This is a genomic window from Mesorhizobium sp. CO1-1-8 (assembly GCF_020164875.1).
Classification (GTDB): Bacteria; Pseudomonadota; Alphaproteobacteria; order Rhizobiales; family Rhizobiaceae; genus Mesorhizobium.
Genome location: NZ_JAIUGZ010000031.1, coordinates 1 through 26,103, shown reverse-complemented (window position 1 = coordinate 26,103; position 26,103 = coordinate 1). Strand labels below are relative to the sequence as shown.

Below are 26,103 nucleotides of genomic sequence, written 5' to 3'. Positions count from 1 at the left end.
ACCGCTTCGACGTTAAATCAGAAGCGGACAGATCATGTGCTACCAAAACCGGACAACTTGATTAGCTACCGACAGCCAAAGGCAATCGGCAGAAGTGCACCTGAAATTTCGGCCTTGTCATTTCCGGGCGTCCGAATGCCGGATCAAGACCCATTGGTTAAACCTTAATTTAAATATTCAGCATAATTTAAGTTTCTGTAGGCGGTGCCTGTGGGCCAAAAAAGGGGATGCTGCATGGCGCGAAACGTGGACGCGAAGCTCGACGAGCACAGTCTGATAACGTCGAAACTGGTCAAAAGGCATCGCGAGGCTTCGCCCGATATTGTTGATGCGGGCGAATTGAAGGAGCGATCCGCAGAACTCGCACTTGTGCTGGATCTTGCTTACCAGGGATTCGAGAGGGGGGCGGGGGCCGGATTGATAGTCGATCGCTTGGCGGGCCGGCTCCACGAGCTTCGCAGGCATACCGCTACCGCGATCTGGCAGGAACTCATTCCCTTGGCCCAGCAACACCGCGTTGCAGACTATCTGATGCAGGACCCGTTCACGCGCTGGTCGTTCGAAAAGCCGCGTGGGTATTCGGGCGACGCAAGCCTGCTGGACATTTACTACAAGCACCCCAGTGCAAACCAGGAGGTGGCGTCTTCGACCCAGCTTGGCCGGGAGATTTACGCCTACACCAGCGAGGCACCGAGTTCCGCGGCTGGACGCGAGCGTCGCGACATACTCGCCAAAACGGTGGACGAAACGGCCCGCCGGACCGAGAACGCCGAAGTGCTTGCGATTGCCTGTGGACATCTTCGCGAAGCGGAACTCTCCGAGGCGCTCGCCGGGGGCAAATTGAAGCGCTGGATCGGACTGGATCAGGACCCGATCAGCGTAGCCATCGTCAACCGCGATCTGGCCGGTACCGCGATCGAGGCGGTGGATGGCTCGGTGCGTGGCATTCTGCGCCGCGCCTACAAACTTGGCACGTTTGATCTCGTTTATGCGTCGGGACTCTACGATTACCTGCCCGCTGCCATTGGCATTCGCCTGTTTCAGCGCGCCATGGAAATGGTCAAGCCCGGTGGCGAATTCCTTTTTGCCAATTTCAGCGATGAGATCACGACGGACGGCTACATGGAAACCTTCATGGATTGGCCGCTGATCCTGCGTTCGGCTGACGATATGTGGGACATCGTCAAAGGGGCCGTCGACATGAATCATGTCGAAGCTGAAGTCTTCTATGGATCGAACCGAAACATCGTTTACGGCAAAGTTCGGAAGGTGTGACCCCTTTGGGGTTCGGACTTCGGTGCCTGCTTGGCGGCGGGTCGACGAGGATATTGTGTTGTCGAAGCTCACAGCCTGTCGTTAGGCCGTGCCTTCTGGGAAGTCGGGGCAAACGGTCGTCATTGAACAGTCAATCATAATTTAGGAAAATTGTATGTATCGTGCGAAACATTCCGTAAGCGCGATGCACTATCGTGGTGATCTCTGGGAGGCTTGGCGCGGCTTCGATGCTGAAAGCGGGGCTGTCGATTGAAGACGGGGCGGTGAATTCCTGTTGGCCGGGCAAAACTAGGATCGGTACATGACCCAAACGATGGCCGATATGGTTGAGGACGAAGTCCTTCAGCAATTTGAAGAGACCTCGTTGGAAGTGCGCGAGCTCTACCGAGAGGAAGGTGAGCAGGCCCGCAGAAAGGCTGCCCGGCAGGGGCTTTGGCTCGCGATCGCGGTCTATCTGCAGTTCTCCGTCATCGACATACTGCTGATTCCGGACGTTGCTGCTTACACGATCGCCGCTCGCTTTGCAGTCAGCGTGACAGCCCTTGCCGTCGTCGAAATACAGCATCGGATGAATTTCAGGACGGAGTCAGTCGAGCTGGCCTGCGCGGCGGCCCTGGTCTCGGGCTATGTAGGCTGGCTGGTTCCGGCAATCATGACGGGATATGCCCAGAATTTCTCCTATTTCATGATTTTTGGCGCCATCTTCATGATGGGTGCCAACCTGTTCTTCCGGTTCCAGTTTCTCCTTTCGATTGTGTCCTCCGGCATAGTCCTGATGGCCTTCTTCGTCGCTCTTTACCTGTTTCCGGCGACCGGTTCCTATCAGATCGCAATGGGCACGTTTTACGTTTCTTGTTTCACCTTCACCTCATATGTGAACTGGAAGCTGAATGAGGAACGCTACAACGTCTTCCTGAACGCCCTGGAAGCCAAGATTCAGCACAACGAGGCGACCGAACGCGGCAAGGCCCTGCTGAGGTTGTCGCGAACCGATCCGCTGACGGGTCTGGAAAACCGGCGCGCGATCGACGAGAAGCTGCGGGACTACTGGAGTGATTGGCAAAAGGTCGGCACCAGCTTTGGGGCGATCCTCATCGACGTGGATTTTTTCAAGAAGTTCAACGACTGCTACGGCCATCAGGAAGGCGACCGCTGCCTGATCCATGTCGCCAATGCGCTTAGCGAGATGATCAAACAATACAATGGCTCCATAGGCCGCTACGGCGGCGAAGAGTTCATCGTCCTGGCGCGCATGGAGACAAAAGAGCAGATCCTGAATATCGCGGAAGCCATTTGCAGCACGGTGGAGAACCTGGCGCTTACCCACGAGCTGCGGCGCGACGGCGTCTCGATCGTAACGGTAAGCGTTGGCGCCGCATTCACCAGGACACAGACCGGGGCCAAGCTGGAGAAGATCATCCACGAGGCCGATCGCGCTCTCTATCTGGCAAAAGCCGGCGGCCGAAACTGTGCCCGGTTGTTCGATCCAACCGACCCGCAAAGCAGCGACGAGAGTGAGAACATTGCGGCCTTGCTGAAGATCGCGATCGGCCAGAATCTCGTTTCACTCGTTTACCAGCCCATTCAGGATGTTAAATCGGACCGGGTTGAAGCGGTAGAGGCTCTGATGCGCCTCAAGATGCTGGACGGCACATCGGTTCCGCCGAGCCTGTTCATTCCAGTCGCCGAACGAACCGGCGCGATCCTGGAACTCGGGCGCTGGGCGATAAGGACGGTGTGCGCCGAGCTCCTGGCGGACGACCACGTCCGTGTGGTCAGTGTCAACGTCTCTCCAATCCAGCTCAAGACACCGGGCTTCGCAACGTCCGTCGCGACCATTCTGGGCGAGACCGGCGTCGCCGGCAGCAGGCTGGCCTTCGAGATCACCGAAGGGCTGGAGATGGAGATGCATTCGGACATCCTGCGCTGCATCAGCGACCTGAAGCTGCTCGGGATCAAGATATGGCTTGATGACTTCGGGACCGGCTTTGCGGGCCTTTCGTGGCTTCGCCTGATCGATTTCGATACGGTGAAGATCGACCGCTCGTTTCTGCACGACTGCAGCTCCCCGAGCGGCAAGGCGATGCTGCAGGACATTATCACCCTGGTCCGAAATCGCGGCCACAAGATCCTGGTCGAAGGGGTGGAAACCGACGAGCAGATGGCCCTCATGCGCGAATTCGGCATAGACAAGATCCAGGGCTTCCATGTCGGCCGTCCCGCTCCCGCCGTCAGTTTCCAGGCAAAGCGGGCCATGCGCAAACGGTCATTCGCCGTGCTTAAGTCCGCATGATTGCTGCCTCTTTCCGACGTTTGGCTTAGCCGCCGTCAAAAGCCGCGCTGATTGCCAACCCACGAAAGGGCCAAGCTGCTACGCAGGGGCTAGCGGTCGCCGGTCAACGCGTCGCGTAGCGCCTGGATCTGCCGGTTCAAGGCATCGAGCTCGGCCAGCTTCATGCCCGAGCGCTCGATCAAGGTTTCGTTCAGGCAGTTGCATTGCACCAGCAGCCCGCGCCCGGCTGATGTCAGATCGACCTGCACCTGGCGTTCGTCGGTTTGGCTGCGCTGGCGCGTCACCAGCCCGGCCTGCTCCATTCGCTTCACCAGCGGCGTCACGGTGCTCGATTCCAGAGCGAGCCTGTGGGCGATGGTGCCGACCGACATGCCGTCAGCCTCTCCAAGTGCGTTCAGCACCAGGTACTGCGGATAGGTGATGCCCATCTCGTCCAGCATTGGCTTGTAGGTGCGGTTGATGGCCATGCTGGTGGCATAGAGCGTGAAACAGAGCTGATTGTCCAACGGGAGAGGCACGGCGCATTCCTTTTGCCGATATGGGCATTAATTCGATACCACGAAAAATGGTATCGCGATACATATTTTTATGGACAAGGGTTTTGGGCCGCGTTAGCTATGTCGTTATCGCGATATTGTTTATCGCGAAAATAACCAGAAGGAGATTGAGATGACATCGCAAACCAAGCCCAGCTCCGGCAGCGGTACGATCACCACCAAGGACGGAACGCAGATTTACTACAAGGACTGGGGGAGCGGGCAGCCTGTCGTCTTTCATCACGGCTGGCCGTTGAGCAGCGACGACTGGGACGCCCAGATGCTGTTCTTCCTGTCACAGGGCTACCGTGTCATTGCCCATGATCGCCGTGGACACGGCCGCTCCACCCAGACCGATATCGGCAACGAGATGGATACCTATGCCGCCGACGTCGCGGAACTCGCAGCCCATCTGGACCTCAAGAACGCCATCCATGTCGGCCACTCGACCGGCGGCGGCGAAGTGGCGCGTTATGTCGCCCAATATGGGGCCGGCGGCCGTGTCGCCAAGGCGGTGCTGATCGGCGCGGTGCCGCCGATCATGCTCAAGACCGCGGCCAATCCCGGTGGCTTGCCGATCGAGGTTTTCGATGGCTTCCGCTCCGCCCAGGCGGCAAACCGCGCCCAGTTCTTCCGCGACGTTCCATCAGGCCCGTTCTACGGCTTCAATCGTCCGGGTGCAGAGGTGTCGCAAGGAACCATCGACAATTGGTGGCGCCAGGGCATGATGGGCGGCACCAAGGCACATTATGATTGCATCAAGGCTTTCTCGGAAACCGACTTCACCGAGGATCTGAAGGCGATCGACGTGCCGGTGCTGGTCATGCACGGCGACGACGATCAGATCGTTCCGATCGCCGATTCGGCGCTGCTGACGATCAAGTTGCTCAAGAAGGGCGAGCTCAAGGTCTACAAGGGCTTCCCGCACGGCATGGCCACGACCCATGCAGACATCATCAACGCCGACCTGCTGGCCTTCTTCAAGGCTTAAGGCCTTTCCGAATGGCCCACAAAAATGCACCCGTCATCCGGCGGGTGCATTTTTGTGACAGCGGCGGACCCGCCTGATCTAAGCGGCCGCCTGCGCCTTGCGCGCTTCCTTCATGTTCGGAAGGAACACGGTGAGCAGTCCAAGGAACGGCAAATAAGAGCAGATCTGGAAGACGAAATCGATGCCCTTCATGTCGGCGACGACACCGAGCACGGCCGCCGCAATGCCGCCCATGCCGAAGGCGAAGCCGAAGAAGATGCCGGCGATCATGCCGACGCGGCCCGGCACGAGTTCCTGCGCAAAGACGACGATGTTGGAGAAGGCCGAGGACAGGATCAGCCCGATCAGCACCGTCAGCACCATCGTCCATTCCAGATTGGCGTAGGGCAGGGCGAGCGTGAAGGGCAGCACGCCGACGATGGAGAACCAGATCATCGCCTTCTGCCCATAGCGGTCGCCGAACGGGCCGCCGAGCAGGATGCCCAGCGCCGAGGCACCGAGGAACAGGAACAGCATGACTTGGCTCATCTGCACCGAAACGCCGAACTTATGCATGGAATAGAAGGTGTAGTAGCTGGCGAGGCTGGCGATGTAGGCATTCTTGCTCAGCACCAGCAATGTCAGCACGATCAATGCATTCATCACCTTGCGGCGCGGGAAGGGCGAAACGAAGCTCGCCGCCTTGCGGGTGCCCTGCGCGGCACGCAGCCGGCTGTACCAGCCGCCGACCTGCCACAAGATGATAATGCCGATCAGCGAGCCGACGGCGAACCAGGAAATGCTGGTCTGGCCGAACGGCACGACGATGAAGGCCGCCAGCAGCGGCCCCATGGACTGGCCGAAATTGCCGCCCACCTGGAACAGCGACTGCGCCAGGCCGAAGCGGCCGCCGGAGGCGAAGCGGGCGATGCGCGAGGATTCCGGATGGAAGATCGCCGAGCCGATGCCGATCAGCGAGGCGCCGATCAGCAGCAGCGAATAGTGCCCGGCATAGGCGAGCACGATCAGGCCGATCAGTGACGACGCCATGCCGTAGGGCAGCGAATAGGGCATCGGCCGCTTGTCGGTGATCATGCCGATCACAGGCTGCAGCAGCGATGCCGTCACCTGGAAGGTGAAGGTCAACAAGCCGATCTGCCAGAAATCGAGGCCATAATTCTCTTTCAGGAGCGGGTAGATGGCCGACAGCAGCGACTGCATGATGTCGTTGATGCAGTGGCAGAAGCTCACCGCCAGGATGACGGTGAAGGCCGTCGCCTGGGCTGAGGCGTGACTGGCGCTCGCCGGTGGGGCGACGCTGGCGGCTGTCGTATCGGTCAAGGTAGGCTCCGTGGTCTTTTTGGCGGGCACACCCGCAGGCAGTTGACGGACGCTCCTGCGGCCGCCTTGTCGGACGCTCCTGTGGAGCGTCTGGGGACGGTGCCTTATAAGCCGCTTGCGACACGACTTCTTTCGTGGTTTGGTCCAATAGTTTCGCAAGTGGGCCATATCGGATGCCGCACGGCAAAGAAGTCTTTCACGCTGGCAATGCCAATCTCGGCCAGTTGCACGAGAGCCGCTGGCAGTGGCTTGAGCAAGTGGCCGGGCCGGCGGTGGCATTGCCGACCGAATATCCGGACGGCTACCGCGTGCCACAGCACCGCCACAGCCGCAGCCAGCTCTTGCATGCGCTTGTCGGCGTGGTGCTGGTGACGACGCGCTACGGGCGCTGGATGGTGCCGCCCGACCACGCGATGTGGATTCCAGCCGGCACCGAGCATGCCGTCGAGATGCTGGGCGATGTCTCGATGCGTTCGGTCTATGTCATGCCACAAGCGATCCCCGGGCTGCCCGAAGGCTTGCGCGTCGTCGGCGTCACCGACCTGATGCACAGCCTGATCGTGGAATCGGAAAAGCTGCCGCAAGGCGGCGTTCTGGAAGGACGCGGTGGGCTGATCATGAACCTTTTGCTGCACGAAATCCCGACCTTGCCGGAACGGCCTCTCGGGCTGCCATTCCCGTCCGATCCAAGGCTGTCGGCGCTGTGCCGGGGCTTCGTCGCAGCACCATCGCCGCACGCGACGATCGACGAGTGGGCCGATGCAGCCGGCATGAGCCGGCGTTCGTTCACGCGCGCCTTCCAGCGCCAGACCGGCCTGTCGCTGTCGACATGGCGCCAGCAGGCTTGCCTGTTCGCGGCGCTGCCCAGGCTGGCGGACGGCGAGCCGATCACCAGGGTGGCGCTTGATCTCGGCTATGACAGCGTGCCGGCCTTCATCACCATGTTCAAGCGCATGCTGGGAACCTCCCCGCGCGGCTATATGCGCGGCGCACGCGAGAGCGTCGAGGTCGCTCGTCGCCTGATCGGCCCGGTTCGGTTGGAAAGCTCTGCGCCGTAACGCAGGTGCTGTTCTAGAGCATTTCACCGTTTCACGGAAACGGCGATCTGCTCTAACTCTTTGTTTTAATGCAATTCTCTAGGGAAAGCGCTACGCGCTTTTCCGGGGAAAACCGCTTCACACTTTTCCTGGAATTGCCCTAGTCGAACAGGCTCGACACCGATTCCTCGGTCGCGGTGCGCGAAATGGCTTCGCCCATCAGGTCGGCGATCGAGATGACGCGGATGTTGGCCGCGTCGAGCACGCCCTGGGTCGGCTGGATGGAATCGGTGATCACCAGTTCCTGCAGCTTCGAGCCGCTGATGCGGGCAACCGCACCGCCCGACAGCACACCGTGGGTGATGTAGGCGGTGACGCTGGTGGCGCCGTTGGCCAGCAGCGCATCGGCGGCGTTGCATAGCGTGCCGCCGGAATCGACGATGTCGTCGATCAACAGGCAATCCTTGCCGGCGACCGCGCCGATGATGTTCATGACTTCCGATTCACCGGGCCGTTCGCGGCGCTTGTCGACGATGGCCAGTTGCGCATCGAAGCGCTTGGCCAGCGCACGGGCGCGGACCACGCCGCCAATGTCGGGCGAGACCACCACGACGTTGCCGAGTTGCTTGTATTTGGCCTTCACATCGCGGGCCATCACCGGCACGGAGAACAGATTGTCGGTCGGGATGTCGAAGAAGCCCTGGATCTGGCCGGCATGCAGGTCAAGCGTCAGAACGCGGTCGACGCCGGCGCGGGTGATCATGTTGGCGACCAGCTTGGCCGAGATCGGCGTGCGGCCGGAGGCGCGGCGATCCTGCCTGGCGTAGCCGAAATAGGGGATGACCGCCGTGATGCGCTTGGCCGAGGAGCGCATGAAGGCATCGATCATGATGAGCAGTTCCATCAAATGATCGTTGGTCGGAAACGAGGTCGACTGCAGGATGAAGACATCCTCGCCGCGCACATTTTCCTGGATTTCGACGAAGATTTCCTGGTCGGCGAAGCGCCTGACCGTGGCTTTGCCCAGCGGGACGTTGAGGTACCGGGCGACCGCTTCGGCCAGCACCCTGTTGGAATTGCCCGCGAAGAGTTTCATGCACGGTTCCTGGTGGAGGATGATGAGACCTGACGGACTCGCTTGCGCCCTTTAACCGGGCTTTTAGCGGCCCGCGCGGGTATTGCAAGCGCCGAGATCGGGAATCCGCCGGCTAACCTCAAGAAAGCTCCGCGCCATCGCCGGACAGCAACAGGGAGCAGCGGACTTGCGCTGCTCCTTCTTCTCGTTGGGCATCGGATTTTCCCAAAACCGTCTCCACTTTTGGGCCCGATACCTCTAGCCCGCCTTGCCGCCGAGCCAGGCCGCGAACTGGTCGATGGTCTGATCGGCGATCGCCTGCATGGTGGCCGGCGAGACCCCCTTCCAGTTGTCGCCGCCCCCGCTGTCGCCGGATTTCACCGACGGCGCCTTCTGCTGGCCGTTGATGCGGTGCAGGCGGTTGCCGGCGGGGTCATAGACGTCCCAGACATAAATCACGGTGGTGTCGGCGCCTTCCGACATCGTCGAGAAATAGCCCTTCAGCACATGGGTCACGGTCTGGTCGGCGCTGCCGGCGAGCGTGATGCCACGCTGCCTGGCGCGGGTCTGCAACTCCGCCGTCAGAGGTGTCGCGGCTTCCACCGAAGCGCCGACGATCGGCGCGATCTGCAGGCGGGTCTTCGACAGGATGGCGGCGCTTTGGGCTGATGTGACCGGTGCGGCGGTGGTTGCGGGAGCACCCGCCGTGCTGGTGGCGGGCCCGGCTGGAACCGTTGCTGCCGTGTTGCCTGACGTTGCGGGCAGCGTCTGGGTCGACGACGCCGGCGGGGTGATCGCCGACGGTTCGAGCACGTCCTTTGCGTTGGTGCAGGCGGCAAGAGCCAATGCCACAAGCAATGACACGGTCGTCACATGCGATCGTCTCATTTGCCTTCTAACTCCTTGGCGAAGAACGCCTCCCATTGTGGATTCACTTTACGATCAAGTCGAGATCATGGCGGGACAGCGGCTTGGGCTGGGCTTCCGTGGTCAGGTAGGTGCGGCCAAGCGTCATCGCCGTCTCGGTGTCGGAGTCCATGATGATCATATGGGCGAACAGCGTCATGTTGGGCGCGATCGGTTCGGGATTGCCCTGGTAGAACATCGGCATGTCCATCCAGGACGGGGTGAAGCGGGCGCCGACCGAATAGCCGCAGGCGTTCAGCCGGTGCTTGGTGAGGCCGTGCGCCTCCATGGTGCGGGCATGCGCATCGAAGACGTCGCCGAAGCTGTTGCCCGGCATCATTGCCTTCTCGACAGCCAGGAGTGCTGCGCGGGCGGCGTCGAACAGTTCCTGATGGCGCTTCGACACCTTGCCGGTCAGCACCGTGCGCATCATCGGCGCATGGTAGTGGTTGAAGACGCCGGCCCATTCGAGCGTCAACTGGTCATTCTTGGTGAGCTTGCGGCGGCCGGCCTTGTAGCGGCACAGCAGCGCATCGACGCCGGAGCCGATGATGAACTCGTTGGCCGGGTAGTCGCCGCCGCCGGCGAAAATCGCGCCCTGCATGGCGGCCAGGATCAGGGCTTCGTCGCCGCCCTGCTTGATCAGCGGCAGCGCCGCGTCGAGCGCATCGTCGGAGAGATTGGCGGCCTTCTCGGCCTTGGCGATCTCGGCCGGACTCTTGAACAGACGCAGCCGGCCGACAATGCCGGACGCATCGGCGATCTGGCCGAAGGTCTGCAACTGCTCGTCCAGGCGGCGGCCATTGAAGGCGGTCAGGCCGTGAGTGTCGTATTCGACACCGATGCGGGCACCGAGCAGGTCGAGTTCGTTGAGCAGATTGCGCAGATCGACCGCCGGATTGGCGGTGTTGCGGTCGGTCCACAAGACGATGTTGTCGATGATCGAGGTCTGGCGCGCCTGGCGCAGGTCGGCCGAGCGGGTCAGAAGCACCATCGAACCGTCGGCCTTCACCACCAGGCACTGGAAGAAGCAGAAGCCGAACGTGTCGTAGCCGGTCAGCCAGTACATGCTTTCCTGCGCAAACAGCAGGATGGCGTCGAGCTTCTTTTCGGCCATCTCGATGATCAGCCGGTCGCGCCGCGCGTCAAATTCAGATCGTTCAAAATGCAGCGTCATTATTCCCTCTCCAAGACAATTGCCGAAACCTGCCGGCCGTAATCGGGCTCCTTGCGATGCGTGGTGCGCCGGTAGGAGTAGAACAGGCCTTCCTCGGCGTAAGTGCAGCGGTCGAGGCCCTCAGCCGTCACGCCGGCCTTCACCAGCCGGTCAACCGTGTAGCGGTTGAGGTCGAACATCGCATGGCCGGCATTGGCGGACGGCGCGAAATAGAGGATGTTTTCGGCGTCGGCGTCGACAAAGCGGGCGACGAATTCCGGGCCGACCTCGTAGTTTTGCGGGCCGATGGAGGGGCCTAGCACGGCGACGATATTTTGGCGCCGCGCGCCGAGGCTTTCCATCGCCAGGATGGTGTTTTCGAGCACGCCGGTGAACGCGCCTTTCCAGCCGGCATGCGCGGCGCCGATGATGCGTGCCTGCGCATCAGCGAACAGCACAGGACCGCAATCGGCGGTCGAGGCGCCGATGGCGATGCCCGGCCGGTCGGTGACGATGGCGTCTGCCTTGGGCCGCTCGCCGGCAAAGGGTTCGCTGACGATGATGACGTCGGGCGAATGGACCTGCCAGGCGGTCAACAGATGGCTCGCCGGCACGCCCATCCAGGCGGCGACGCGGCCGCGATTCTCGGCGACCAGCGCCTGGTCGTCATTCGATCCGGTGCCGATGTTGAGGCCCTGGTAGATGCCGCTGGAGACACCGCCGATGCGTGTGAAATAGCCGTGGCGGATGCCTTGTGCCTGCGCCTTGTCCAGCAGCGGCGACCGAACGGGATCCGGTTTGGTCTGATTCAGCATGCGGGCGTTGTTGTCCGTGTGGGCGGTTTCGTCAAGAAGAAGGAGCTTGGTCGAGAACAGGTGCTGCAAAGCGCGGACGGGAGATTGGGAGGGGCGGCGGTAAAAAGTCAATCCGCCCCGGCGAAGGGTCGAACCGCCACGCCGCGAGGCAGTACCGCAAGCACCTTGAACAGTTCGCCCATGGCTTGCGGCCCTGCGAGGCGCTCGACGTCGCTGGCGATCCTTTCGCGCGCCGCCTGGCCGGTATCGGCGCCAAGCCGGCCGGCGCGCTCGAGGATGCCCATGCCGAGCAGGAAGTCGCCCTGTGTCGTCAGATGGGCTTCGAGGCCATGTGCACGCACGATCGCGGCAAGGGCGGCGAAATCGACGTGGGAGGTGAGGTCGGCCTCACCGGGATTGGCCAGCACATCTTCGTGATCATGGCTGCGCAAGGCCTGCAGCGTGTCCCCGACACCCGACTGGAAATGGCCGTAGTCGAGAAACAGGCCGGCGCCACCATGCCTGGATATGCGCTCGGCGATTGTTGCCATGAGCGCGGTGCGGGCAGGCGCCACTTCGACGATCGCACCTTGCGGCGCGTCAGTGGCATCGGCGGGCAGCAGCGTCGGGTCGACTGAGCCGGCGCCGGCGAAGAAGCAAAGGTCATTGGTCTCGTCGAGGCCGACCATGCGCTCGCGCCAGCCGGCGCCGGCGCGGATGAACTGGCGGATGGGCACGGCGTCGAACAGTTCGTTGCCGACGATGAACAGCGATTGTTGCGGCAAGGTCTCGATGGCGTCATGCCAGCCAACCGCGAAGGGTGTGACGCCAAGCGTCTTTTTTTGCACCTCGGTCAGGCGCGGGCTGGTCTCGATCATGGCGAAAGTGGCGCCGTTGGCAAGATCGGGATCGAGCCGCGACAGCGTGCGCAGCATGTCCTTCATCAGCGTGCCGCGGCCGGGTCCGATCTCGGCGATGGTGGCCGGCAGCAGCCGGCCGCTCGCCCGCCAGGCTTGATAAAGCCACACGGCGACCAGTTCGCCGAACATCTGGCTGATCTCCGGCGCGGTGATGAAATCGCCGCCCGCACCAAAAGGCTCGCGCGTTGTGTAGTAGCCGTCCGCCGGGTCGAACAGGCACAGCGCCATGTACTCGTTGATCGGTATCGGCCCCAGTGCCTCGATCAGGTCGACGATGCGGGTCTTCAGCCGTGTCATGCCGGCTGCGGCTGTGCCACCGGCTTGGCGGTCACCATCGCCCAGATGCCGGCCAGCACCATCGGCGTCGACAGGATCATGCCCATGGTCAGCCAGTTGGTGCCGAGGAGATAGCCGAGTTGCTGGTCGGGCTCGCGGAAGAACTCCACGAAGATGCGCGACAGGCCGTAGCCGCAGATGAAGGCGCCGCCTACGAAGCGCGGCGTCTTCAGCTTGAGGCGCGAATGGGTGAGGATGCGCAGCACGAGGAACAGCACCACGCCCTCCAGAAGCGCCTCGTAGAGCTGGCTCGGATGACGGGCAAACGGTCCGCCATTGGGAAACTCGAAAGCCCAGGGCACGTCGGTTGGCCGGCCCCACAGCTCGGAATTGATGAAATTGGCGACGCGCACCAGGCCAAGGCCGACCGGCACGCCTGCCGCCACGACGTCGAACAGCGACCATGTGCGGATGCCGCGCTTGATGGAAAACAGCGTCATGGCGAGGATGACGCCGAGCAGGCCGCCATGGAACGACATGCCGCCCTGCCAGACCGCGAAGATGTCGAGCGGGTGCGCGATGTAGCGCGCCAGATCATAGAACAGCACATAGCCGGTGCGGCCGCCCAGCACGACGCCGATGGCCGCCCAGACGATGAAGTCGTCGAGATCCTCAGGCTTCATCGGCAGGACGCCGTTCGGCCACAGCCTGGCATTGGCGGCGAGCCGCTTGGCATACCACCAGGCAAACAGGATGCCGACGATATAGCCGACGCCGTACCAGTGCACCGCCAGCGGCCCGATCTGGATGAGGATCGGATTGATGTTGGGGAAGGGCAGGGAGGCAAGCGGCAGCAGGAAATATTCGTTCAACGGGGAACTCTCGGTTGCGAACGTGTTTGGCCGCGGACCATGCGGCAGGGTTTTGGCAGGGTCAAGGCAAGGCGGGCGCCGTCAATTGTCGGAGAACAGGATTGCCCCGAGGTCCATCGCGCCATGAAGGACATGCATTATCTCTACGGTTTCAGCGTTAGCGCGATAGAAAATCAGGTGGTTGCCGTGGGCGCGCCGCCGAATACCTGTGGATCGATGCCGCTCGAAGAGTGGGTACCGCTCCGGCATAGTGCGCAACTCTAGACAGTCGCGGCGCAATTCCTGGATGAATGTCACTGCACGAAACGGGTTGTCCAGCGCGATATGGTCGCCAATGCCTCAAGGTCTGCCTCGGCCTGATCGGTGAAGACCAGCCGCTTCACTTGCTCTTCTCGGCCATCGCCTTGTATTTGGATTCTAGCCGGCCAAGCACCTCGTCCGCTGGCTTTACCCTCCCGGCATCAGCATCCGAAATGCCTTTGGCGAGAGCGGCATCAAGGGCCGCAAGGCGCTTCTCTCGCTCTTCGACAAGGCGGACGCCTTCACGCAGCACTTCGCTCTTCGAATTGTAGCGCCCGGTGCTGACAAGCTGGTTGACGATACCTTCAAGACGGGTGCCCAAGTCTGCGCTGATGGCCATGACGGTGCTCCTGCAACTGCCCCGAACGATAATAGTTATTGACCGGTTTGCCAGTGTTTTAGATTGAGGTTGGATCCGACTTGATGCCGCAGCAGGCTTCAACGTTCTTGCATTCCGCGCGCAGCGCCACTACGTCATTTCAAGCAAGCGAGGATTTGCCATGTCGACCGGACCGAACCGCATTCTCGATGAATTCGCCAAGCTGATGACCGACGCCGCCGGCGCCGCCCAGGGCGTGCGCCGTGAGGTGGAGACCGCCTTCAAGGGCCAGGCCGAACGCATCCTCAACACCATGGACGTGGTGCAGCGCGAAGAGTTCGAAGCCGCGCGCGAGATGGCCGCCAAGGCGCGGGAAGAAAACACCCGCCTTGCCGCCCGCATCGAGGCGCTCGAGGCGAGGCTTGCCGAACTGGCCGGTGGCGCCGCACCGGCGGCGGCCAGGCCGCGCACAAAAAAATAATCGTTAAACTTTTCCACATAGCCCGATCCGGAAAAGCGCTTTGCCGTGAATCGCTTAACGGCATTGCATGAATCTTTGTGACAGCGGCTTTCCACATGCGAATGACGCAGTGCGAAAAATTGGGCTGTTCACGCGACTCCCGATCAATAGACTGAATTTGTTGCATGATTCGGAGCAGGGTCATGCGACCGGGCGGTGGGGTCCGGTCTGGGGTCTTTGCGTCGAGAAGTAGTCTTTGCGCGAAGAAAGTCCCGGCCGTCCGAGTTCTAGACAAGATTGTTCGTTGTGTGTGCCCTCCCGCGGAGCGTGTGGCGGCGCTCGTACAGAACGACAGGAAGCATTCCATGGAACTTCTCGAACTCGAATTCTCACGCGAAATCCATCCGGTGGATGTTATCGAGCAGGTGGCCCACAACAACGACTGGTCCTTTGAGCGGGCCGGCGACGACGAGATTTCGATCTCGGTTGCCGGAAGCTGGACCGACTATCACGTCTCCTTTTCGTGGATGGAGGATTTCGAGGCGCTGCACCTGGCCTGCGCCTTCGACATCAAGGTGCCGGAGACCCGCGCGCTGGAAGTGATGCGGCTCTTGTCGCTGATCAACGAGCAGATGCTGTTCGGCCATTTCGACCTCTGGGAGCAGGAGGGCGCGATTATGTTCCGCCAGTCGCTGCTGCTGGCCGGCGGGGTCGAGCCGTCGAGCCAGCAGGTCGAAGTGTTGCTGTCGTCGGCGCTGGAAGCTTGCGAATGCTATTTCCAGGCGTTCCAGTTCGTCGTCTGGTCGGGAACCTCGGCCAAGGACGCCCTGGCCGGCGTGCTGTTCGAGACCTACGGCAACGCCTGAGTCCCCGTAAGGCAGACAAGACCAAGATGAATTCGAACAGCGAGCGCAAGCCCGAGATTAGTTTTGCCGATTTCGATCGTGTCGACATCCGCGCCGGCACGATCGTCGAGGTCGAACCGTTTCCCGAGGCGCGCAAGCCCGCATTCAAGCTGAAGATCGATTTCGGCGCCGGCATCGGCATCAAGAAATCGTCGGCGCAGATCACCAAATACTATACACCGGAGACGCTGATCGGCCGGCAGGTGTTCGCGGTGGTCAATTTCCCGCCGCGCCAGATCGGTCCGTTCATGTCGGAAGTGCTCACTCTCGGCTTTCCCGACGAAGAGGGCGCCGTGGTGCTCGGCGCGATCGAGCGTAAGGTGCCGGATGGCGGGCGGTTGTTTTAGGGTCCCGACTGGGGATCAGAATCCCAGGGGAGCCGGGATAGATTGATAATCCTTTCGGCAGATGCTTCAGCATGGATTTTGCCGATGACGTGACAGGAGTGTCGCGCGTGGACATCACCCGCTTTTCCTGTCCACGTCGACCAATTTCCTTACAGCCCCACCACAATGCCATACAGGCCGAGGGCAGATAAGTGAGAGATTTCCGCAAGCCAAATCCAAACCGCGATGGAACCAAAGAACGATCCCGAACCCAAATTCGAAATTCACGAATCCGAAAGCGAAAGGCATGGCGTAGAGGAAGAGCGAAGCGACGAAGCCGCTGAGGATCGCACTCCCTTGTGCGGCTGCTCCGACGGCCATAGCCCCGCTGACGACCAGCATTTGCGAGACTAGATAGAAAAGCTTGATGCCAGCTCGATCCCGATCAGGCGTCCAGCGAACGGGACAACGAGATCCATGGCTAGATTAGGGTAGGGTGCCCACGCGGCTTCATAGTAGGGATGGGCCTCGGACGTACCGGCGCGCATCAGGATCGACATTCTTGCAAGATGATTTGGGTAGTCCGCCATAGCCGGTATGTCGACGAGCAGTACGGGCAAGAAAGCCACCACCAGCAGAACTATCAGCAAGATACCTTCGGGCCTGATGAAATGGCTCGTGTAAATGTTGATTTTGCTGGAGGCGGTTGCTTCGAACATGCCGCAATGTGGGCAGAAATGGTAAATTTTGAGTCGCCGACAGTGCCAGGGATTCCATGTCTTTGGGAGGGCGAGATGGCGGCGCATCTCAAGTATTGATGACTACCCAGCTCGGGGACTGCATTGTCAATTTGACTTGATCAAGGCTCCGAAGTCGCACCATACAAGTTATGACCCCAAACCATCCCTTTGAAACAAGGGTGCCGTGGCAGACTAACGGTTGATCATGCGTCGCCACGCCTTGTCATCCGTGAAGGTGCGTCGGCTTCGCCCTTGGATAACGAAAAGCACGATCAGGCCGCCAGCTTTCGCGTCGTTCCCAGTGCTTCCTCGACCGTGTCGAGGAACATTTCCGCACAGGCCTTCCAGCTGTAGCGCATGGCGCGTTCACGGGCTTCGGCACGGTCAACGGTGAGCGCGGCGAGTGAGGCCTCGCGCAGATCGTTGGAGACCGCGCCTCCAAAACCATCGCCGACAATGTCGACTGGCCCGGTCACCGGATAGGCGGCAACCGGCGTGCCGCTAGCCAGCGCCTCGATGATGACGTTGCCGAACGTGTCGGTGCGGCTCGGGAAGACGAAGACGTCGGCCGAGGCATAGATCTCGGCCAGTTCGTCGTTAGGGCGATGGCCGAGGAAATGCGCTTGCGGGTATTTCGCCTTCAGCCTTGCAAGCTCAGGACCCTCGCCGACGATCACCTTGCTGCCCGGCAGGTCGAGGTCGAGGAAAGCACTCAGGTTCTTTTCGATGGCGACGCGGCCGACACAGAGGAAGACCGGGCCCGGGAAGCCGAGATCCTTCTTCTTGTCGGGCCGGAAATGATCGGTGTCGACGCCGCGCGTCCACGGTCGCAGCTTGGTGAAGCCGCGCGCCGAGAGGTCGTCGGCGAGCGACTGGGTGGCGACCAGCGTGCCCTGGCCGGAATTGTGGAAATCGCGCAGCCAGCGATAGGCCCAGCTTTCCGGCACCGGCAGGCGGGCGCTGAGATATTCGGGAAAGCGCGTGTGATAGCTGGTGGTGAACGGACGGCCGGCATTGCGGCAATAGCGCCGCGCCATGATGCCGAGCGGTCCTTCGGTGACGATGTGGACGTGGTCGGCCTTGCCGGCGTCGATCAGGCGCGCGACATGGCCGGGCGTGGTCAGCGCCAGCCTGATGTCGGGATAGGTCGGCAAGGGCAGGGTGCGAAAGATATTCGGCGTCAGGAAATCCACCGAGACATCGAAGGATTTCAGCGTCTCGGTGAGCCGCTCCAGCGTGTGGACAACGCCGTTGACTTGCGGGCGCCAGGCGTCGGTGACCATCAATATGCGCATGGCGGCCCTTTGCTTGAAAGGTCGACGTTTGCCTTGAGACGATGCCGGAACGGCGACCAGCTTGCTGCTCTCGCTTCGCTCCAGCGCACCCGGACGGATACCGGGTCGAAAATAGGCGGTAAGGCCGAATCAATTGAGGTCGCGCGCTTCATGCGCGCTCTTGATCATGGTTTCATGACGGGCGGATGAAGCGGTTTCCACTTTTCGGAGTCGTGCCCGGTTATGCGGGGACCTTGATGATGGCGCGCAGTCCGCCGAGCGGGCTGTCTTCAAGAGTGATGTCGCCGCCATGGGAGCGGGCGATGTCGCGGGCGATCGACAGGCCGAGCCCGGTGCCGCTGGCATCGAGGTTGCGGGCCTCGTCGAGCCGCACGAAAGGCTTGAACACATCTTCGCGTCGGTCGGCGGGAATGCCCGGACCATCGTCGTCGATGGTGACCAGCAGCGAGCCGCGGCCATGGGTAGCGTTGACCTCAACCGTCTTGGCATAGCGGAAGGCGTTGCCGATGACGTTGGACATCAGCCGGGCAAAGGCGTTCGGCCGCACATGCACATCGGGGTCTCCGGCAAGCGTCGTCGACAGCTTGCGCTTGCGCAGCCTGGCTTCCTCGTCGAGCTTCTCGAAATAGGCCTCGAGATCGAACCGCCCGGCGTCTTCCGAAGCCTCGCCACGGGCAAAGGCGAGATAGCCTTCGAGCATCGACTGCATATCGTCGATGTCCTGGTCGAGCGCCGCCTTGGTCTCGGTCTTGCCGCCGGAAAGCGCCAACTGCAGCTTGAAGCGGGTGAGGATGGTTCGCAGGTCATGGCTGACGCCGGTCAGCATGGCGGTGCGTTGCTCGATCTGGCGCTCGATGCGCTCGCGCATCTGCATGAAGGCAAAGCCGGCGCGGCGAACCTCTTCGGCGCCGCGCGGCCGGAAGTCGCGCGGCATCGGCCGGCCCTTGCCGAAGCTTTCGGCGGCTTCGGCGAGCATCAGGATCGGCCGGATCTGATTGCGCAGGAAGGGAATGGCGATCATCAGGAGCACCAGCGAGGTGCCGACCATCCAGATCAGGAAGATGTGGGTGTTGGAGGCATAGGCCTGACTGCGGCGCACGAAGACGCGCAGCACCTTGCCCTCGAGTTGCACGCGCACCTCGACGATGTTGGAGTTGCCGACCGTGTCGATCCAGAACGGGCGGTTGATCTGGCGGGTGATCTCGGAAGAGAGAACATCATCCAAAATCGAGAAAAACGGCTTTGGGCCGGGCGCGGGCAGTGGGTCGGGCGGCAAGAGGTCGACCTTCAGCTGCATGCGGTCCTGGGCGATGCGGATGATGTTGGTGTAGTCGGCATCGCGCGGATAGGTCTCGATCAAGTCGATGATGGCGGCGATGTCGCGCACGGTGGCCTGCGACAGGCGCTGCGTCACGGTTGCCCAATGACGTTCCATGAAGACGAAGGCGACGACTGATTGCAGCAGGATCATCGGCGCGATGACGATGATCAGCGAGCGGGCATAGAGCCGCTTGGGCATATAGAGCGAGACAAGGCGCCAGAAGCGGTTCCAGGCGCGCGGCACCGCCTTCAGCGTCCGCGCGGCGCGTGCGCTCAAGCCGCCATTGCCCGGCTGTTCCAGTTCCGTGGTTGCCATTCGCTCTTTTCGTTTGCCCGCAGCCGTTCAGCCGGCCGCAGGCGGCATTCTATTCCACGCTGAGCCGATACCCAATACCGCGTACGGTCTGCAGCCAGACCGGATTGGACGGATCGCGCTCGATCTTGCGGCGGAGCCGGTTGATCTGGACGTCGATGGTGCGCTCGCCGACTTCCGAATCGTCGCCGACAAGCTCGTGGCGGGGTATCGTCTCGCCGGCCCGCGCGGCGAAGATCGCCAGGATCTCCTGCTCGCGGTCGGTCAGCTTCAAAGCCTCGCCGCCGCGCTTCAATTCACGCCTGGCGATCTGGAAGGTGTAGGGGCCGAAGACCAGCTGCTCGACCTTGGGCGTGGTCGCGGGGCCACCGCGGCGCAGGATGTTGTTGATGCGCAGGATCAGCTCGCGCGGATCGAACGGCTTTGGCAAGTAGTCGTCGGCGCCAGCCTCCAGCCCTGAGATGCGGCTGTCGGTCTCCGACAGCGCCGTCAGCATCAGGATCGGTACATTCTTTTCGGCCCGCAGCGACTTGGTCAGATCGACGCCCGTCTCGCCGGGCATCATGACGTCCAGCACCAGAAGGTCGAAGTCGAGGCCGGCAAGCTTGCGCCTGGCTTCGCCGGCATTGCCGGCGACGGTGACGCGAAAGCCATTTTCGGTCAGATACTGCTTGAGAAGATTGCGGATGCGGGTGTCGTCGTCGACGACGAGCAGATGCGGCGCGTCGTCGTCCGGCGCGGCCGCGTGATCGACGCGTTCAGTGCTCTCCATGGCTTTTCCCTGACATTTTTGCGGACCCAACGTCGATCTGCGCCCTCAGTTCCGGATTGACCATCGCTTCGAGGAACCGTTCCACCAAGGTCCGTTCGGTTACTCCGGAATCCCCCAATGCAGCATGGATGCGGCGCGACTGTGGCCGCGCCAGCGCCAGCGCCAGCGCACGGCCTTTGGCTGTAGGATAAAGTTCGCGCTGGCGGCGGTCGCGCGGACCTTGCAACTGCACGACATGGTCGGTGTCGATCAGTTGCTTGAGCACGCGGGCCAGGCTCTGCTTGGTGATCTTCAGCACGTCGAGCAGTTCGGCGACCGTCAGGCCCGGCCTGCGGTTGACGAAATGCAGCACCCGGTGGTGGGCCCGGCCGAAGCCGTAATCGGCTAGGATCTGGTCCGGATCGGAGGTGAAGTCACGATAGGCAAAGAAGAGCAGCTCGATGATGGCGAAGTCGATGCCGTCCTCGACCGACATCGCGGTCCTGATCGGTTTTCCGGCGGCTGGGCTTCGATCCGTCATTACTTCTCCGTGGGAAAGAGAGATTATGTCAGTACTATTGACGTAATTTCCCTGCAATGATAATTTTTGACAAGCTTTTGGGCGGATTGCGAACGAAAAGGCAAGGGAAGCCGGTTTTTCCGGAACTTCCTGAGTTTGCCAGAGCGCAATTATCCGCCTACGCTCCACCACAGAAGCCGCGTTGGGCGGCCGACGCGAACACACAACGATACAACTATCCGGGCTGCCGCCCGTGGGAGGTTAACATGGCATCCGTTCCCTTCGATCAACTCGATGGCTTCATCTGGATGAACGGCGAGTTCGTCCAATGGGGTGACGCCAAGATCCATGTGCTGACGCACGGGCTGCATTACGCCAGCGCTGTTTTCGAGGGAGAGCGCGCCTATGGTGGCGAGATCTTCAAGCTCAACGAACACACCGAGCGCCTGCATGAATCGGCACGCCTGCTCGGTTTCAAGATCCCCTATTCGGTGGCGGAGCTCAACGACGCCTCCACCACGCTTCTGAAGAAGCAGGGTTTCCAGGATGCCTATGTCCGGCCGATCGCCTGGCGCGGCAGCGAACAGATGGGCGTTTCGGCGCAGAACAACCGCATCAACTGCGCCATCGCCATCTGGCAATGGCCGAGCTATTTCGATCCTGCGCAGAAGCTGAAAGGCATCCGTCTCGATGTGGCGGAATGGCGCCGGCCCGACCCGCGCACCGCGCCTTCCAAGTCGAAGGCCGCCGGCCTCTACATGATCTGCACCATGTCCAAGCATGCCGCCGAGGCCAAGGGCTATGCCGACGCCATGATGCTCGACTGGCGCGGCCAGGTCGCGGAAGCAACCGGTGCCAATATCTTCTTCATCAAGGACGGCAAGATCCATACGCCCAAGCCCGACTGTTTCCTCGACGGCATCACCCGCCGCACGGTCATTGGGCTGGCCAAGGATCGCGGCCTGGAGGTGATTGAACGCGCCATCCTGCCGGAAGAACTGGAGGGCTTCGAACAATGCTTCCTGACCGGCACGGCAGCGGAAGTAACGCCGGTTTCGGAGATCGGACCTTACCGATTCGAGGTCGGTGAAATCGCCAAGAACCTTATGAATGACTATTCTGCCGCCGTTCAGCCCAAGCACGCGATCGCTGCAGAATAACGATAGTCACAACTTTTTTAGCAAGCAGGGGCGGTTTTAGGGCCGCCCCTTTTATTTAAGCGTTCCTGCATTTGACTTTCGTCCAATTCGGCGTCTCATGATGCTGTCGGCCCGGGAGGCTGGCAGCTATGGAGGGACTAATCATATGGACATGAACACGCTTCTTCCGATCATCATACAGGTGATTACGGGTATCATCGGTGGTCAGGCGGTCGGTGCGGCGCTCAAAACGGCGGCGATGGGTCAGCTTCCCAAAATTCTGGGCGGAGCCATTGGCGGCGTCGGCGGTGCGGCGATCCTCGGCAGCCTGCTTGGCGGCGGCGCGATCGCTCCGGACGCAGCTGCGGCGGCGACGAGTGGTCTCGGCAGCGCGCTGAACCTGCAGAACATCGTCGGCGGCGCCGGCGGCGGCGCGATCCTGACCGGCATTCTCGGCGCGGTCATGGGCGCCATGAAGAAGTAGGCAGGCCGTTTCGGTGTTTTCAAATGGGCGGCTTCGGTCGCCCATTTCCGTTCTCGGAGCTACCGATTGTTCGTCTTTCGAGGGTGGACGCCCTTTGTCCGCGCCTCTACATCACCCGTGAACATCGAAAGGACGATCATGGGTCAGCTCAATGCCGGCATCGTGCCGGTCACACCGTTCCAGCAGAACTGCACCATCCTGTTCGACATGGACGACAAGCGCGGCGTCGTCGTCGACCCGGGCGGCGATATCGACAAGGTACTGGCGGTGCTGAAGGACAATGCGATCTCAGCCGGAGCTATCTGGATAACGCATGGCCACATCGACCATGCCGGCGGCGCAATGGAGTTGAAGGAGGCGCTCGGCGTCGAGATCATCGGTCCGCATGAGGCCGACAAGTCGCTGCTCGACAATCTGGAAAACCAGGGCAAGCGCTACGGTATCGCCGGAGCGCGCAACTGCGTGCCCGACCGGTTCCTGGCCGAAGGCGAGACCGTGTCGTTCGGCGGCCATGTGTTCGAGGTGCTGCATTGCCCCGGCCATGCACCAGGTCACGTCGTTTACTACAACCGCGCGGCCAAGTTCGCCCATGTCGGCGACGTGCTGTTCCGCGGCTCGGTCGGGCGCACCGACCTGCCGGGCGGCGACCACGCAGCGCTGATCGCTTCGATCAAGGACAAGCTCCTGCCGCTCGGCGACGACATCGGCTTCATATGTGGCCACGGTCCCGGCGGACGTTTTGGCGAGGAGAGGCGGACCAATCCTTTTTTGACTTGAACCAGGCTCGGATCCGTAGCTGTTTGTCATCGGCCTCAAGCAGACCGTTGACATTGTAGAGACCACAACAAAAAAGCGCCGGCCTTATGGTCAGCGCTTTTCTGTTTTGGGGCAGGGAAGCCCTTGGTTTAATTGGCAGTGCAGAAATGCTGTTCGCCGTCATTGCCGGTGAACGTGCCGGTACGGGAATTGAAGCTGCGGTAGCGGTCCGAGCAGTATTCGTACCAGTCACGCGTCCACGGCTCGGCATAACGATCGGCGTAGACCACCCGCGGCTCCGCATAGTAGCGGCGCACCGGGGCCGGGCGTATCACTACGTCACGATCGTAGTAACCGTCATCGTAGTAGCGGTCAGCGTCGGGCGGCGGCCGGTCATTGGCCAATGCACCACCGATCAGCGCGCCGGCCGCGAGGCCGAGCACGCCGGCGGCAACGGCATCGCCGTTGCCATGATGGCCATGATGGCGGCGCCAGTCGCGCGCATTGGCGGCGGGCAAAGCCGTGAGCGTGGTAGCGACCACGGCAGCGGCCAGGACGGCGGTTTTAAAAATTCGGTTCATGTCGGTCTCCTTCGTACCGGCCCGTGCAGTTTCGGGGATGCGGTCCGGCTTTACCGAAGACTAATATGCGACCGTGGCTGAACGGGGGCTGAACGGATTTTTACGTGTTTATTCAAAACAGACGTCAAAAATCATAGGCTCTCAAGGGAGCGATCTGCCCGCGATCGCCGGTTTGAAGCCGGCTCAGCCGACCGACAGGTTGACGGCCTTGGGACCCTTGCCGCGCTTGTCCGGCTCGGTGTCGAACGACACTTTCTGGCCATCCTCGAGACCGGGAAGACCGGACGCTTGCACAGCTGAAATATGGACGAAAACATCCTTCGCGCCATCATCGGGGGTGATGAAGCCGAAGCCCTTGGCATGGTTGAAGAATTTGACGGTGCCGGTCTGCGGCATGGGAAGCTCCTTTGTCCCATAAACTCCAGTCTCGGGCCGGCAAATGCCCGAGTGGAAATTTGTCCTTTATTTTAGCGTCATCGGCAAGGGAAAGTTTTGCGGGCGTCTAAAGCACGTTGCGGCATGCTTTGGGTCTTTGTTTTTATGCAAGTCGTTGCCCATAACCGAGCCGCTGGGGCGACATGCGCTGCCCGCGCCTTCGATAAGGAAAGGCGCGACGAAGATCGCCGCGCCTTTCAAAATTCAAATCCCTCTCCAGGCCAGGTGAAGGCATGGAGCCTCCGTCGCACGTCCGAGTGACATGCGGCGCGCCGATGGCTCAGGCTGCGCGGAGGTTGACGGCCTTGGGGCCCTTGCCCATGCGGTCCGGCTCGACGTCGAAGGTGACCTTCTGGCCGTCAACGAGCGTGCGCAAGCCGGAGGCTTCGATCGCGGAGATATGGACGAACACATCCTTGGCGCCCCCATCGGGCGTGATGAAACCGAAGCCTTTGGTCGCGTTGAAGAATTTAACGGTGCCGGTCTGGGCCATTGGGGAAACTCCTTCACCCGTTCAGTCTTTGGTGGTCCCGCCCGCCGCCTGGCGCAAAGGGCAGTTCCCGGTGGTTGCTTCGGCAGTCATGCATTGGCGCATGGTCAAACCCCCCGCCGAAAACGGGGCCGTCAGAGATTCACAGTATCGGGGAAAGGTCGTCCAAAACGTTCCGCTCTCCGGGTCGCAAATGCCCGAACACGGAATTTATCGCACGGAAACGTGATGGTTGCAAGATACCGCCGCGGGCCGCCGCACTGGCGCATCCCGACGCATCAATCGACGGACCTGAGCATCGATGGGCTCGGCATAGGCTTGCTTGCCGGTCGGGTCATCGGCCAGAGCCGATCCACGAATGGGCCAGACATCGGCGGCGCGCTGACCTCCCTTGCGGTCCAGCCGCCGTTGTCGTTTGCGGGGCTCAAACGGGGTTGCATTTGGCAAGGGAATGGCGAGGATCGGTAACCGGGGACGCGATCGTGGGAGATCATCATGAAATTTCTGGCGGCGATCTTTTCGCGGCAGGGTTTTGTCATCCTGTTGCTGTCGGCAATTCTTGCCGCCTGCACCGTCGTCGTCGATGACGGACCAGGGCCACGTCCGCGTCCGCCACGGCCGGAACCGCAATATTGCAGCAAGCAGTACGAGCCGGTCTGTGCCCGGCGCGGCGGCGACCGCCAGACCTTCGCCAATGCCTGTCTTGCCGACCGGGCCGGCTACCGCATCGTGCGCGACGGTCCATGCCGCGACAGCGGCGGCGGTGGCGGTGGCGGTGGCGGTGGCGAAGAGCAGACGTTCTGCACCCGCGAATATGCGCCGGTGTGCGCTCGTCGGCATGGCGAGATGCGCACCTTCCCCAATTCCTGCGAAGCCCGTGCCGCGGACTATCGCGTCGTTGGCGACGGACCGTGCTGAGAACGCTGCGCCTTGTTGGGGACGATGGGCGTCAAGCCGTCGGCTTCACCTGGCGACAGTAGGCGATGAACTCGGACGCGGGCATGGGTCTGGCGAACAGCCAGCCCTGGCCGTCATCGACGTCGCGCGCCGCGAGGTAGTCGGCCTGCGCCTGCGTTTCCACGCCTTCGGCAACGATTCAGCTTTAGTGTTTTGGCCATGTCGATGATATGCGGGCTGACGGAACTGGTGGCGGAATTCGTGCTGATCGTATCGATGAACGATTTGTCGATCTTGAGGGTGGATTGCGCAACGCCCTTCGGTCGGTCCCAGGAAGGGCATTTGAGCAAGCCGTTTTCGAAATAGCCCATCTCGGAGCCGATCGTTATCCAGTCGCCCCGGCTGACCGTCAGGAGTGACGAGGCGGCAAAGCGAAGGATCGCCGACACCGATGGAACGGTCCGGCGTGCCAGGCACGTTGCCGAGACCAATCGCCTGATTTGATCTTTCCGCACCGGCGAAAGGACGAGACAGCAAGCGAAGCCTGTCGGTAGCTAATCAAGTTGTCCGGTTTTGGTAGCACATGATCTGTCCGCTTCTGATTTAACGTCGAAGCGGTTC

29 protein-coding genes and 1 pseudogene are annotated in these 26,103 nt (G+C 61.6%); 11 read left to right on the top strand and 19 right to left on the bottom strand.

The window, feature by feature from the left end; translation table 11 throughout:
• Window positions 1-234 precede the first annotated feature (234 nt).
• Both LB558_RS32750 and LB558_RS32745 read left to right on the top strand, forming a co-directional pair.
• Window positions 235-1,275, top strand: a complete 1,041-nt coding sequence (locus LB558_RS32750; RefSeq protein ID WP_224701528.1) for a class I SAM-dependent methyltransferase — start codon at window positions 235-237, stop codon at window positions 1,273-1,275.
• A 301-nt stretch (window positions 1,276-1,576) separates the two neighbouring features.
• Window positions 1,577-3,568, top strand: coding sequence for a putative bifunctional diguanylate cyclase/phosphodiesterase (locus LB558_RS32745; RefSeq protein WP_224701526.1), 1,992 nt, complete (start codon window positions 1,577-1,579; stop codon window positions 3,566-3,568).
• 89 nt (window positions 3,569-3,657) lie between these two features.
• Here the strand turns inward: LB558_RS32745 and LB558_RS32740 are convergent, their stop codons facing one another.
• Window positions 3,658-4,086: a MarR family winged helix-turn-helix transcriptional regulator gene (locus LB558_RS32740; RefSeq protein ID WP_224701525.1), complete on the bottom strand. Its 429-nt coding sequence runs from the start codon at window positions 4,084-4,086 to the stop codon at window positions 3,658-3,660.
• A gap of 151 nt (window positions 4,087-4,237) precedes the next feature.
• On the opposite strand from LB558_RS32740, the gene LB558_RS32735 reads away from it, so the two are divergent.
• Window positions 4,238-5,095, top strand: a complete 858-nt coding sequence (locus tag LB558_RS32735) for an alpha/beta fold hydrolase (RefSeq protein WP_224701524.1) — start codon at window positions 4,238-4,240, stop codon at window positions 5,093-5,095.
• Window positions 5,096-5,173: 78 nt separating this feature from the next.
• Here LB558_RS32735 and LB558_RS32730 read toward each other — a convergent pair whose 3' ends face one another.
• Entirely contained in the window at window positions 5,174-6,415 is a 1,242-nt protein-coding gene (locus LB558_RS32730; protein WP_224701522.1) for an MFS transporter, read from the bottom strand.
• 173 nt (window positions 6,416-6,588) lie between these two features.
• Here LB558_RS32730 and LB558_RS32725 point away from each other — a divergent pair, with 173 nt between their 5' ends.
• Complete coding sequence (locus LB558_RS32725) at window positions 6,589-7,473, top strand: AraC family transcriptional regulator (protein WP_224701521.1); 885 nt, start codon at window positions 6,589-6,591, stop codon at window positions 7,471-7,473.
• 139 nt (window positions 7,474-7,612) lie between these two features.
• On the opposite strand, the gene LB558_RS32720 is transcribed toward LB558_RS32725, so the two are convergent.
• The 8 genes from LB558_RS32720 to LB558_RS32685 form a co-directional block, all read right to left on the bottom strand.
• Window positions 7,613-8,548 (bottom strand): ribose-phosphate pyrophosphokinase, encoded by a 936-nt coding sequence (locus LB558_RS32720; RefSeq protein WP_127261692.1) that lies wholly within the window; start codon window positions 8,546-8,548, stop codon window positions 7,613-7,615.
• 237 nt (window positions 8,549-8,785) lie between these two features.
• Window positions 8,786-9,415, bottom strand: coding sequence for a hypothetical protein (locus tag LB558_RS32715; protein WP_224701520.1), 630 nt, complete (start codon window positions 9,413-9,415; stop codon window positions 8,786-8,788).
• 43 nt (window positions 9,416-9,458) lie between these two features.
• Window positions 9,459-10,610, bottom strand: coding sequence for a M24 family metallopeptidase (locus LB558_RS32710; protein WP_224701518.1), 1,152 nt, complete (start codon window positions 10,608-10,610; stop codon window positions 9,459-9,461).
• Entirely contained in the window at window positions 10,610-11,404 is a 795-nt protein-coding gene (gene pgeF / locus LB558_RS32705; RefSeq protein WP_224701516.1) for a peptidoglycan editing factor PgeF, read from the bottom strand. Before pgeF ends, LB558_RS32710 begins: the two co-directional genes overlap by 1 nt.
• Window positions 11,405-11,511: 107 nt before the next feature.
• The gene (locus LB558_RS32700) at window positions 11,512-12,600 is read right to left on the bottom strand and encodes a class I SAM-dependent methyltransferase (protein WP_224701514.1); all 1,089 of its coding nucleotides are present in this window, start codon (window positions 12,598-12,600) and stop codon (window positions 11,512-11,514) included.
• On the bottom strand, window positions 12,597-13,451 hold the full coding sequence (gene lgt / locus LB558_RS32695) for a prolipoprotein diacylglyceryl transferase (protein ID WP_224701512.1): 855 nt from the start codon (window positions 13,449-13,451) through the stop codon (window positions 12,597-12,599). The genes LB558_RS32700 and lgt overlap by 4 nt, the downstream gene beginning before the upstream one ends.
• An 81-nt stretch (window positions 13,452-13,532) precedes the next feature.
• Entirely contained in the window at window positions 13,533-13,748 is a 216-nt protein-coding gene (locus tag LB558_RS32690) for a type II toxin-antitoxin system RelE/ParE family toxin (RefSeq protein ID WP_318011694.1), read from the bottom strand.
• Between the two features lie 82 nt (window positions 13,749-13,830).
• Window positions 13,831-14,091 carry a type II toxin-antitoxin system ParD family antitoxin gene (locus LB558_RS32685; protein WP_224701510.1) on the bottom strand — a complete coding sequence of 87 codons (261 nt, stop codon included), beginning with the start codon at window positions 14,089-14,091 and terminating at the stop codon, window positions 13,831-13,833.
• Window positions 14,092-14,251: 160 nt separating this feature from the next.
• Here LB558_RS32685 and LB558_RS32680 point away from each other — a divergent pair, with 160 nt between their 5' ends.
• From LB558_RS32680 to LB558_RS32670, 3 genes are all read left to right on the top strand, one after another.
• On the top strand, window positions 14,252-14,551 hold the full coding sequence (locus tag LB558_RS32680) for an accessory factor UbiK family protein (RefSeq protein WP_224701507.1): 300 nt from the start codon (window positions 14,252-14,254) through the stop codon (window positions 14,549-14,551).
• A 344-nt stretch (window positions 14,552-14,895) separates the two neighbouring features.
• A complete protein-coding gene (locus LB558_RS32675) occupies window positions 14,896-15,396 on the top strand; it encodes a YbjN domain-containing protein (RefSeq protein WP_013893499.1) in 501 nt (166 codons plus the stop codon).
• Between the two features lie 26 nt (window positions 15,397-15,422).
• Window positions 15,423-15,782 (top strand): tRNA-binding protein, encoded by a 360-nt coding sequence (locus LB558_RS32670; RefSeq protein ID WP_224701505.1) that lies wholly within the window; start codon window positions 15,423-15,425, stop codon window positions 15,780-15,782.
• A gap of 389 nt (window positions 15,783-16,171) precedes the next feature.
• Here LB558_RS32670 and LB558_RS32665 read toward each other — a convergent pair whose 3' ends face one another.
• From LB558_RS32665 to LB558_RS32645, 5 genes are all read right to left on the bottom strand, one after another.
• Complete coding sequence (locus tag LB558_RS32665; RefSeq protein ID WP_224701503.1) at window positions 16,172-16,480, bottom strand: hypothetical protein; 309 nt, start codon at window positions 16,478-16,480, stop codon at window positions 16,172-16,174.
• A gap of 293 nt (window positions 16,481-16,773) precedes the next feature.
• On the bottom strand, window positions 16,774-17,796 hold the full coding sequence (locus LB558_RS32660; RefSeq protein ID WP_224701501.1) for a glycosyltransferase family 4 protein: 1,023 nt from the start codon (window positions 17,794-17,796) through the stop codon (window positions 16,774-16,776).
• Between the two features lie 220 nt (window positions 17,797-18,016).
• Complete coding sequence (locus LB558_RS32655) at window positions 18,017-19,432, bottom strand: ATP-binding protein (protein ID WP_127261683.1); 1,416 nt, start codon at window positions 19,430-19,432, stop codon at window positions 18,017-18,019.
• 49 nt (window positions 19,433-19,481) lie between these two features.
• A complete protein-coding gene (locus LB558_RS32650; protein WP_013530014.1) occupies window positions 19,482-20,201 on the bottom strand; it encodes a response regulator in 720 nt (239 codons plus the stop codon).
• On the bottom strand, window positions 20,188-20,721 hold the full coding sequence (locus tag LB558_RS32645; protein WP_027039379.1) for a MarR family winged helix-turn-helix transcriptional regulator: 534 nt from the start codon (window positions 20,719-20,721) through the stop codon (window positions 20,188-20,190). The genes LB558_RS32650 and LB558_RS32645 overlap by 14 nt, the downstream gene beginning before the upstream one ends.
• Before the next feature lie 245 nt (window positions 20,722-20,966).
• Here LB558_RS32645 and LB558_RS32640 point away from each other — a divergent pair, with 245 nt between their 5' ends.
• The 3 genes from LB558_RS32640 to LB558_RS32630 all read left to right on the top strand — a co-directional run bounded on the left by LB558_RS32640 (window position 20,967) and on the right by LB558_RS32630 (window position 23,100).
• Window positions 20,967-21,860, top strand: a complete 894-nt coding sequence (locus LB558_RS32640) for a branched-chain amino acid aminotransferase (protein ID WP_224701500.1) — start codon at window positions 20,967-20,969, stop codon at window positions 21,858-21,860.
• Between the two features lie 145 nt (window positions 21,861-22,005).
• Entirely contained in the window at window positions 22,006-22,323 is a 318-nt protein-coding gene (locus tag LB558_RS32635; protein ID WP_224701529.1) for a hypothetical protein, read from the top strand.
• Between the two features lie 138 nt (window positions 22,324-22,461).
• Complete coding sequence (locus LB558_RS32630; protein ID WP_224701497.1) at window positions 22,462-23,100, top strand: MBL fold metallo-hydrolase; 639 nt, start codon at window positions 22,462-22,464, stop codon at window positions 23,098-23,100.
• Window positions 23,101-23,228: 128 nt separating this feature from the next.
• On the opposite strand, the gene LB558_RS32625 is transcribed toward LB558_RS32630, so the two are convergent.
• The 3 genes from LB558_RS32625 to LB558_RS32615 form a co-directional block, all read right to left on the bottom strand.
• On the bottom strand, window positions 23,229-23,660 hold the full coding sequence (locus LB558_RS32625; RefSeq protein WP_127261680.1) for a BA14K family protein: 432 nt from the start codon (window positions 23,658-23,660) through the stop codon (window positions 23,229-23,231).
• Between the two features lie 183 nt (window positions 23,661-23,843).
• Entirely contained in the window at window positions 23,844-24,056 is a 213-nt protein-coding gene (locus LB558_RS32620) for a cold-shock protein (protein ID WP_013530020.1), read from the bottom strand.
• 319 nt (window positions 24,057-24,375) lie between these two features.
• Window positions 24,376-24,588: a cold-shock protein gene (locus LB558_RS32615; protein ID WP_006202520.1), complete on the bottom strand. Its 213-nt coding sequence runs from the start codon at window positions 24,586-24,588 to the stop codon at window positions 24,376-24,378.
• A gap of 492 nt (window positions 24,589-25,080) precedes the next feature.
• On the opposite strand from LB558_RS32615, the gene LB558_RS32610 reads away from it, so the two are divergent.
• The gene (locus tag LB558_RS32610; RefSeq protein WP_224701496.1) at window positions 25,081-25,503 is read left to right on the top strand and encodes a Kazal-type serine protease inhibitor family protein; all 423 of its coding nucleotides are present in this window, start codon (window positions 25,081-25,083) and stop codon (window positions 25,501-25,503) included.
• 31 nt (window positions 25,504-25,534) lie between these two features.
• Here LB558_RS32610 and LB558_RS32605 read toward each other — a convergent pair.
• Window positions 25,535-25,784, bottom strand: a pseudogene (locus tag LB558_RS32605) (EAL domain-containing protein); the annotation flags it as partial.
• Window positions 25,785-26,103 lie beyond the last annotated feature (319 nt).

What these genes read in the sequence shown, in the direction of transcription:
- LB558_RS32735 (WP_224701524.1), top strand. Translation starts at nt 4,238, where the DNA reads ATGACATCGCAAACCAAGCCCAGCTCCGGCAGCGGTACGATCACCACC.
- LB558_RS32630 (WP_224701497.1), top strand. Translation starts at nt 22,462, where the DNA reads ATGGGTCAGCTCAATGCCGGCATCGTGCCGGTCACACCGTTCCAGCAG.
- LB558_RS32710 (WP_224701518.1), bottom strand. Translation starts at nt 10,610, where the DNA reads ATGACGCTGCATTTTGAACGATCTGAATTTGACGCGCGGCGCGACCGG.
- LB558_RS32670 (WP_224701505.1), top strand. Translation starts at nt 15,423, where the DNA reads ATGAATTCGAACAGCGAGCGCAAGCCCGAGATTAGTTTTGCCGATTTC.
- pgeF (WP_224701516.1), bottom strand. Translation starts at nt 11,404, where the DNA reads ATGCTGAATCAGACCAAACCGGATCCCGTTCGGTCGCCGCTGCTGGAC.
- LB558_RS32665 (WP_224701503.1), bottom strand. Translation starts at nt 16,480, where the DNA reads ATGTTCGAAGCAACCGCCTCCAGCAAAATCAACATTTACACGAGCCAT.
- LB558_RS32715 (WP_224701520.1), bottom strand. Translation starts at nt 9,415, where the DNA reads ATGAGACGATCGCATGTGACGACCGTGTCATTGCTTGTGGCATTGGCT.
- LB558_RS32610 (WP_224701496.1), top strand. Translation starts at nt 25,081, where the DNA reads ATGAAATTTCTGGCGGCGATCTTTTCGCGGCAGGGTTTTGTCATCCTG.
- LB558_RS32645 (WP_027039379.1), bottom strand. Translation starts at nt 20,721, where the DNA reads ATGACGGATCGAAGCCCAGCCGCCGGAAAACCGATCAGGACCGCGATG.
- LB558_RS32685 (WP_224701510.1), bottom strand. Translation starts at nt 14,091, where the DNA reads ATGGCCATCAGCGCAGACTTGGGCACCCGTCTTGAAGGTATCGTCAAC.
- LB558_RS32640 (WP_224701500.1), top strand. Translation starts at nt 20,967, where the DNA reads ATGGCATCCGTTCCCTTCGATCAACTCGATGGCTTCATCTGGATGAAC.
- LB558_RS32660 (WP_224701501.1), bottom strand. Translation starts at nt 17,796, where the DNA reads ATGCGCATATTGATGGTCACCGACGCCTGGCGCCCGCAAGTCAACGGC.
- LB558_RS32635 (WP_224701529.1), top strand. Translation starts at nt 22,006, where the DNA reads ATGGACATGAACACGCTTCTTCCGATCATCATACAGGTGATTACGGGT.
- LB558_RS32745 (WP_224701526.1), top strand. Translation starts at nt 1,577, where the DNA reads ATGACCCAAACGATGGCCGATATGGTTGAGGACGAAGTCCTTCAGCAA.
- LB558_RS32720 (WP_127261692.1), bottom strand. Translation starts at nt 8,548, where the DNA reads ATGAAACTCTTCGCGGGCAATTCCAACAGGGTGCTGGCCGAAGCGGTC.
- LB558_RS32615 (WP_006202520.1), bottom strand. Translation starts at nt 24,588, where the DNA reads ATGGCCCAGACCGGCACCGTTAAATTCTTCAACGCGACCAAAGGCTTC.
- LB558_RS32680 (WP_224701507.1), top strand. Translation starts at nt 14,252, where the DNA reads ATGTCGACCGGACCGAACCGCATTCTCGATGAATTCGCCAAGCTGATG.
- LB558_RS32750 (WP_224701528.1), top strand. Translation starts at nt 235, where the DNA reads ATGGCGCGAAACGTGGACGCGAAGCTCGACGAGCACAGTCTGATAACG.
- LB558_RS32625 (WP_127261680.1), bottom strand. Translation starts at nt 23,660, where the DNA reads ATGAACCGAATTTTTAAAACCGCCGTCCTGGCCGCTGCCGTGGTCGCT.
- LB558_RS32650 (WP_013530014.1), bottom strand. Translation starts at nt 20,201, where the DNA reads ATGGAGAGCACTGAACGCGTCGATCACGCGGCCGCGCCGGACGACGAC.
- LB558_RS32655 (WP_127261683.1), bottom strand. Translation starts at nt 19,432, where the DNA reads ATGGCAACCACGGAACTGGAACAGCCGGGCAATGGCGGCTTGAGCGCA.
- LB558_RS32725 (WP_224701521.1), top strand. Translation starts at nt 6,589, where the DNA reads ATGCCGCACGGCAAAGAAGTCTTTCACGCTGGCAATGCCAATCTCGGC.
- LB558_RS32620 (WP_013530020.1), bottom strand. Translation starts at nt 24,056, where the DNA reads ATGCCGCAGACCGGCACCGTCAAATTCTTCAACCATGCCAAGGGCTTC.
- LB558_RS32700 (WP_224701514.1), bottom strand. Translation starts at nt 12,600, where the DNA reads ATGACACGGCTGAAGACCCGCATCGTCGACCTGATCGAGGCACTGGGG.
- LB558_RS32675 (WP_013893499.1), top strand. Translation starts at nt 14,896, where the DNA reads ATGGAACTTCTCGAACTCGAATTCTCACGCGAAATCCATCCGGTGGAT.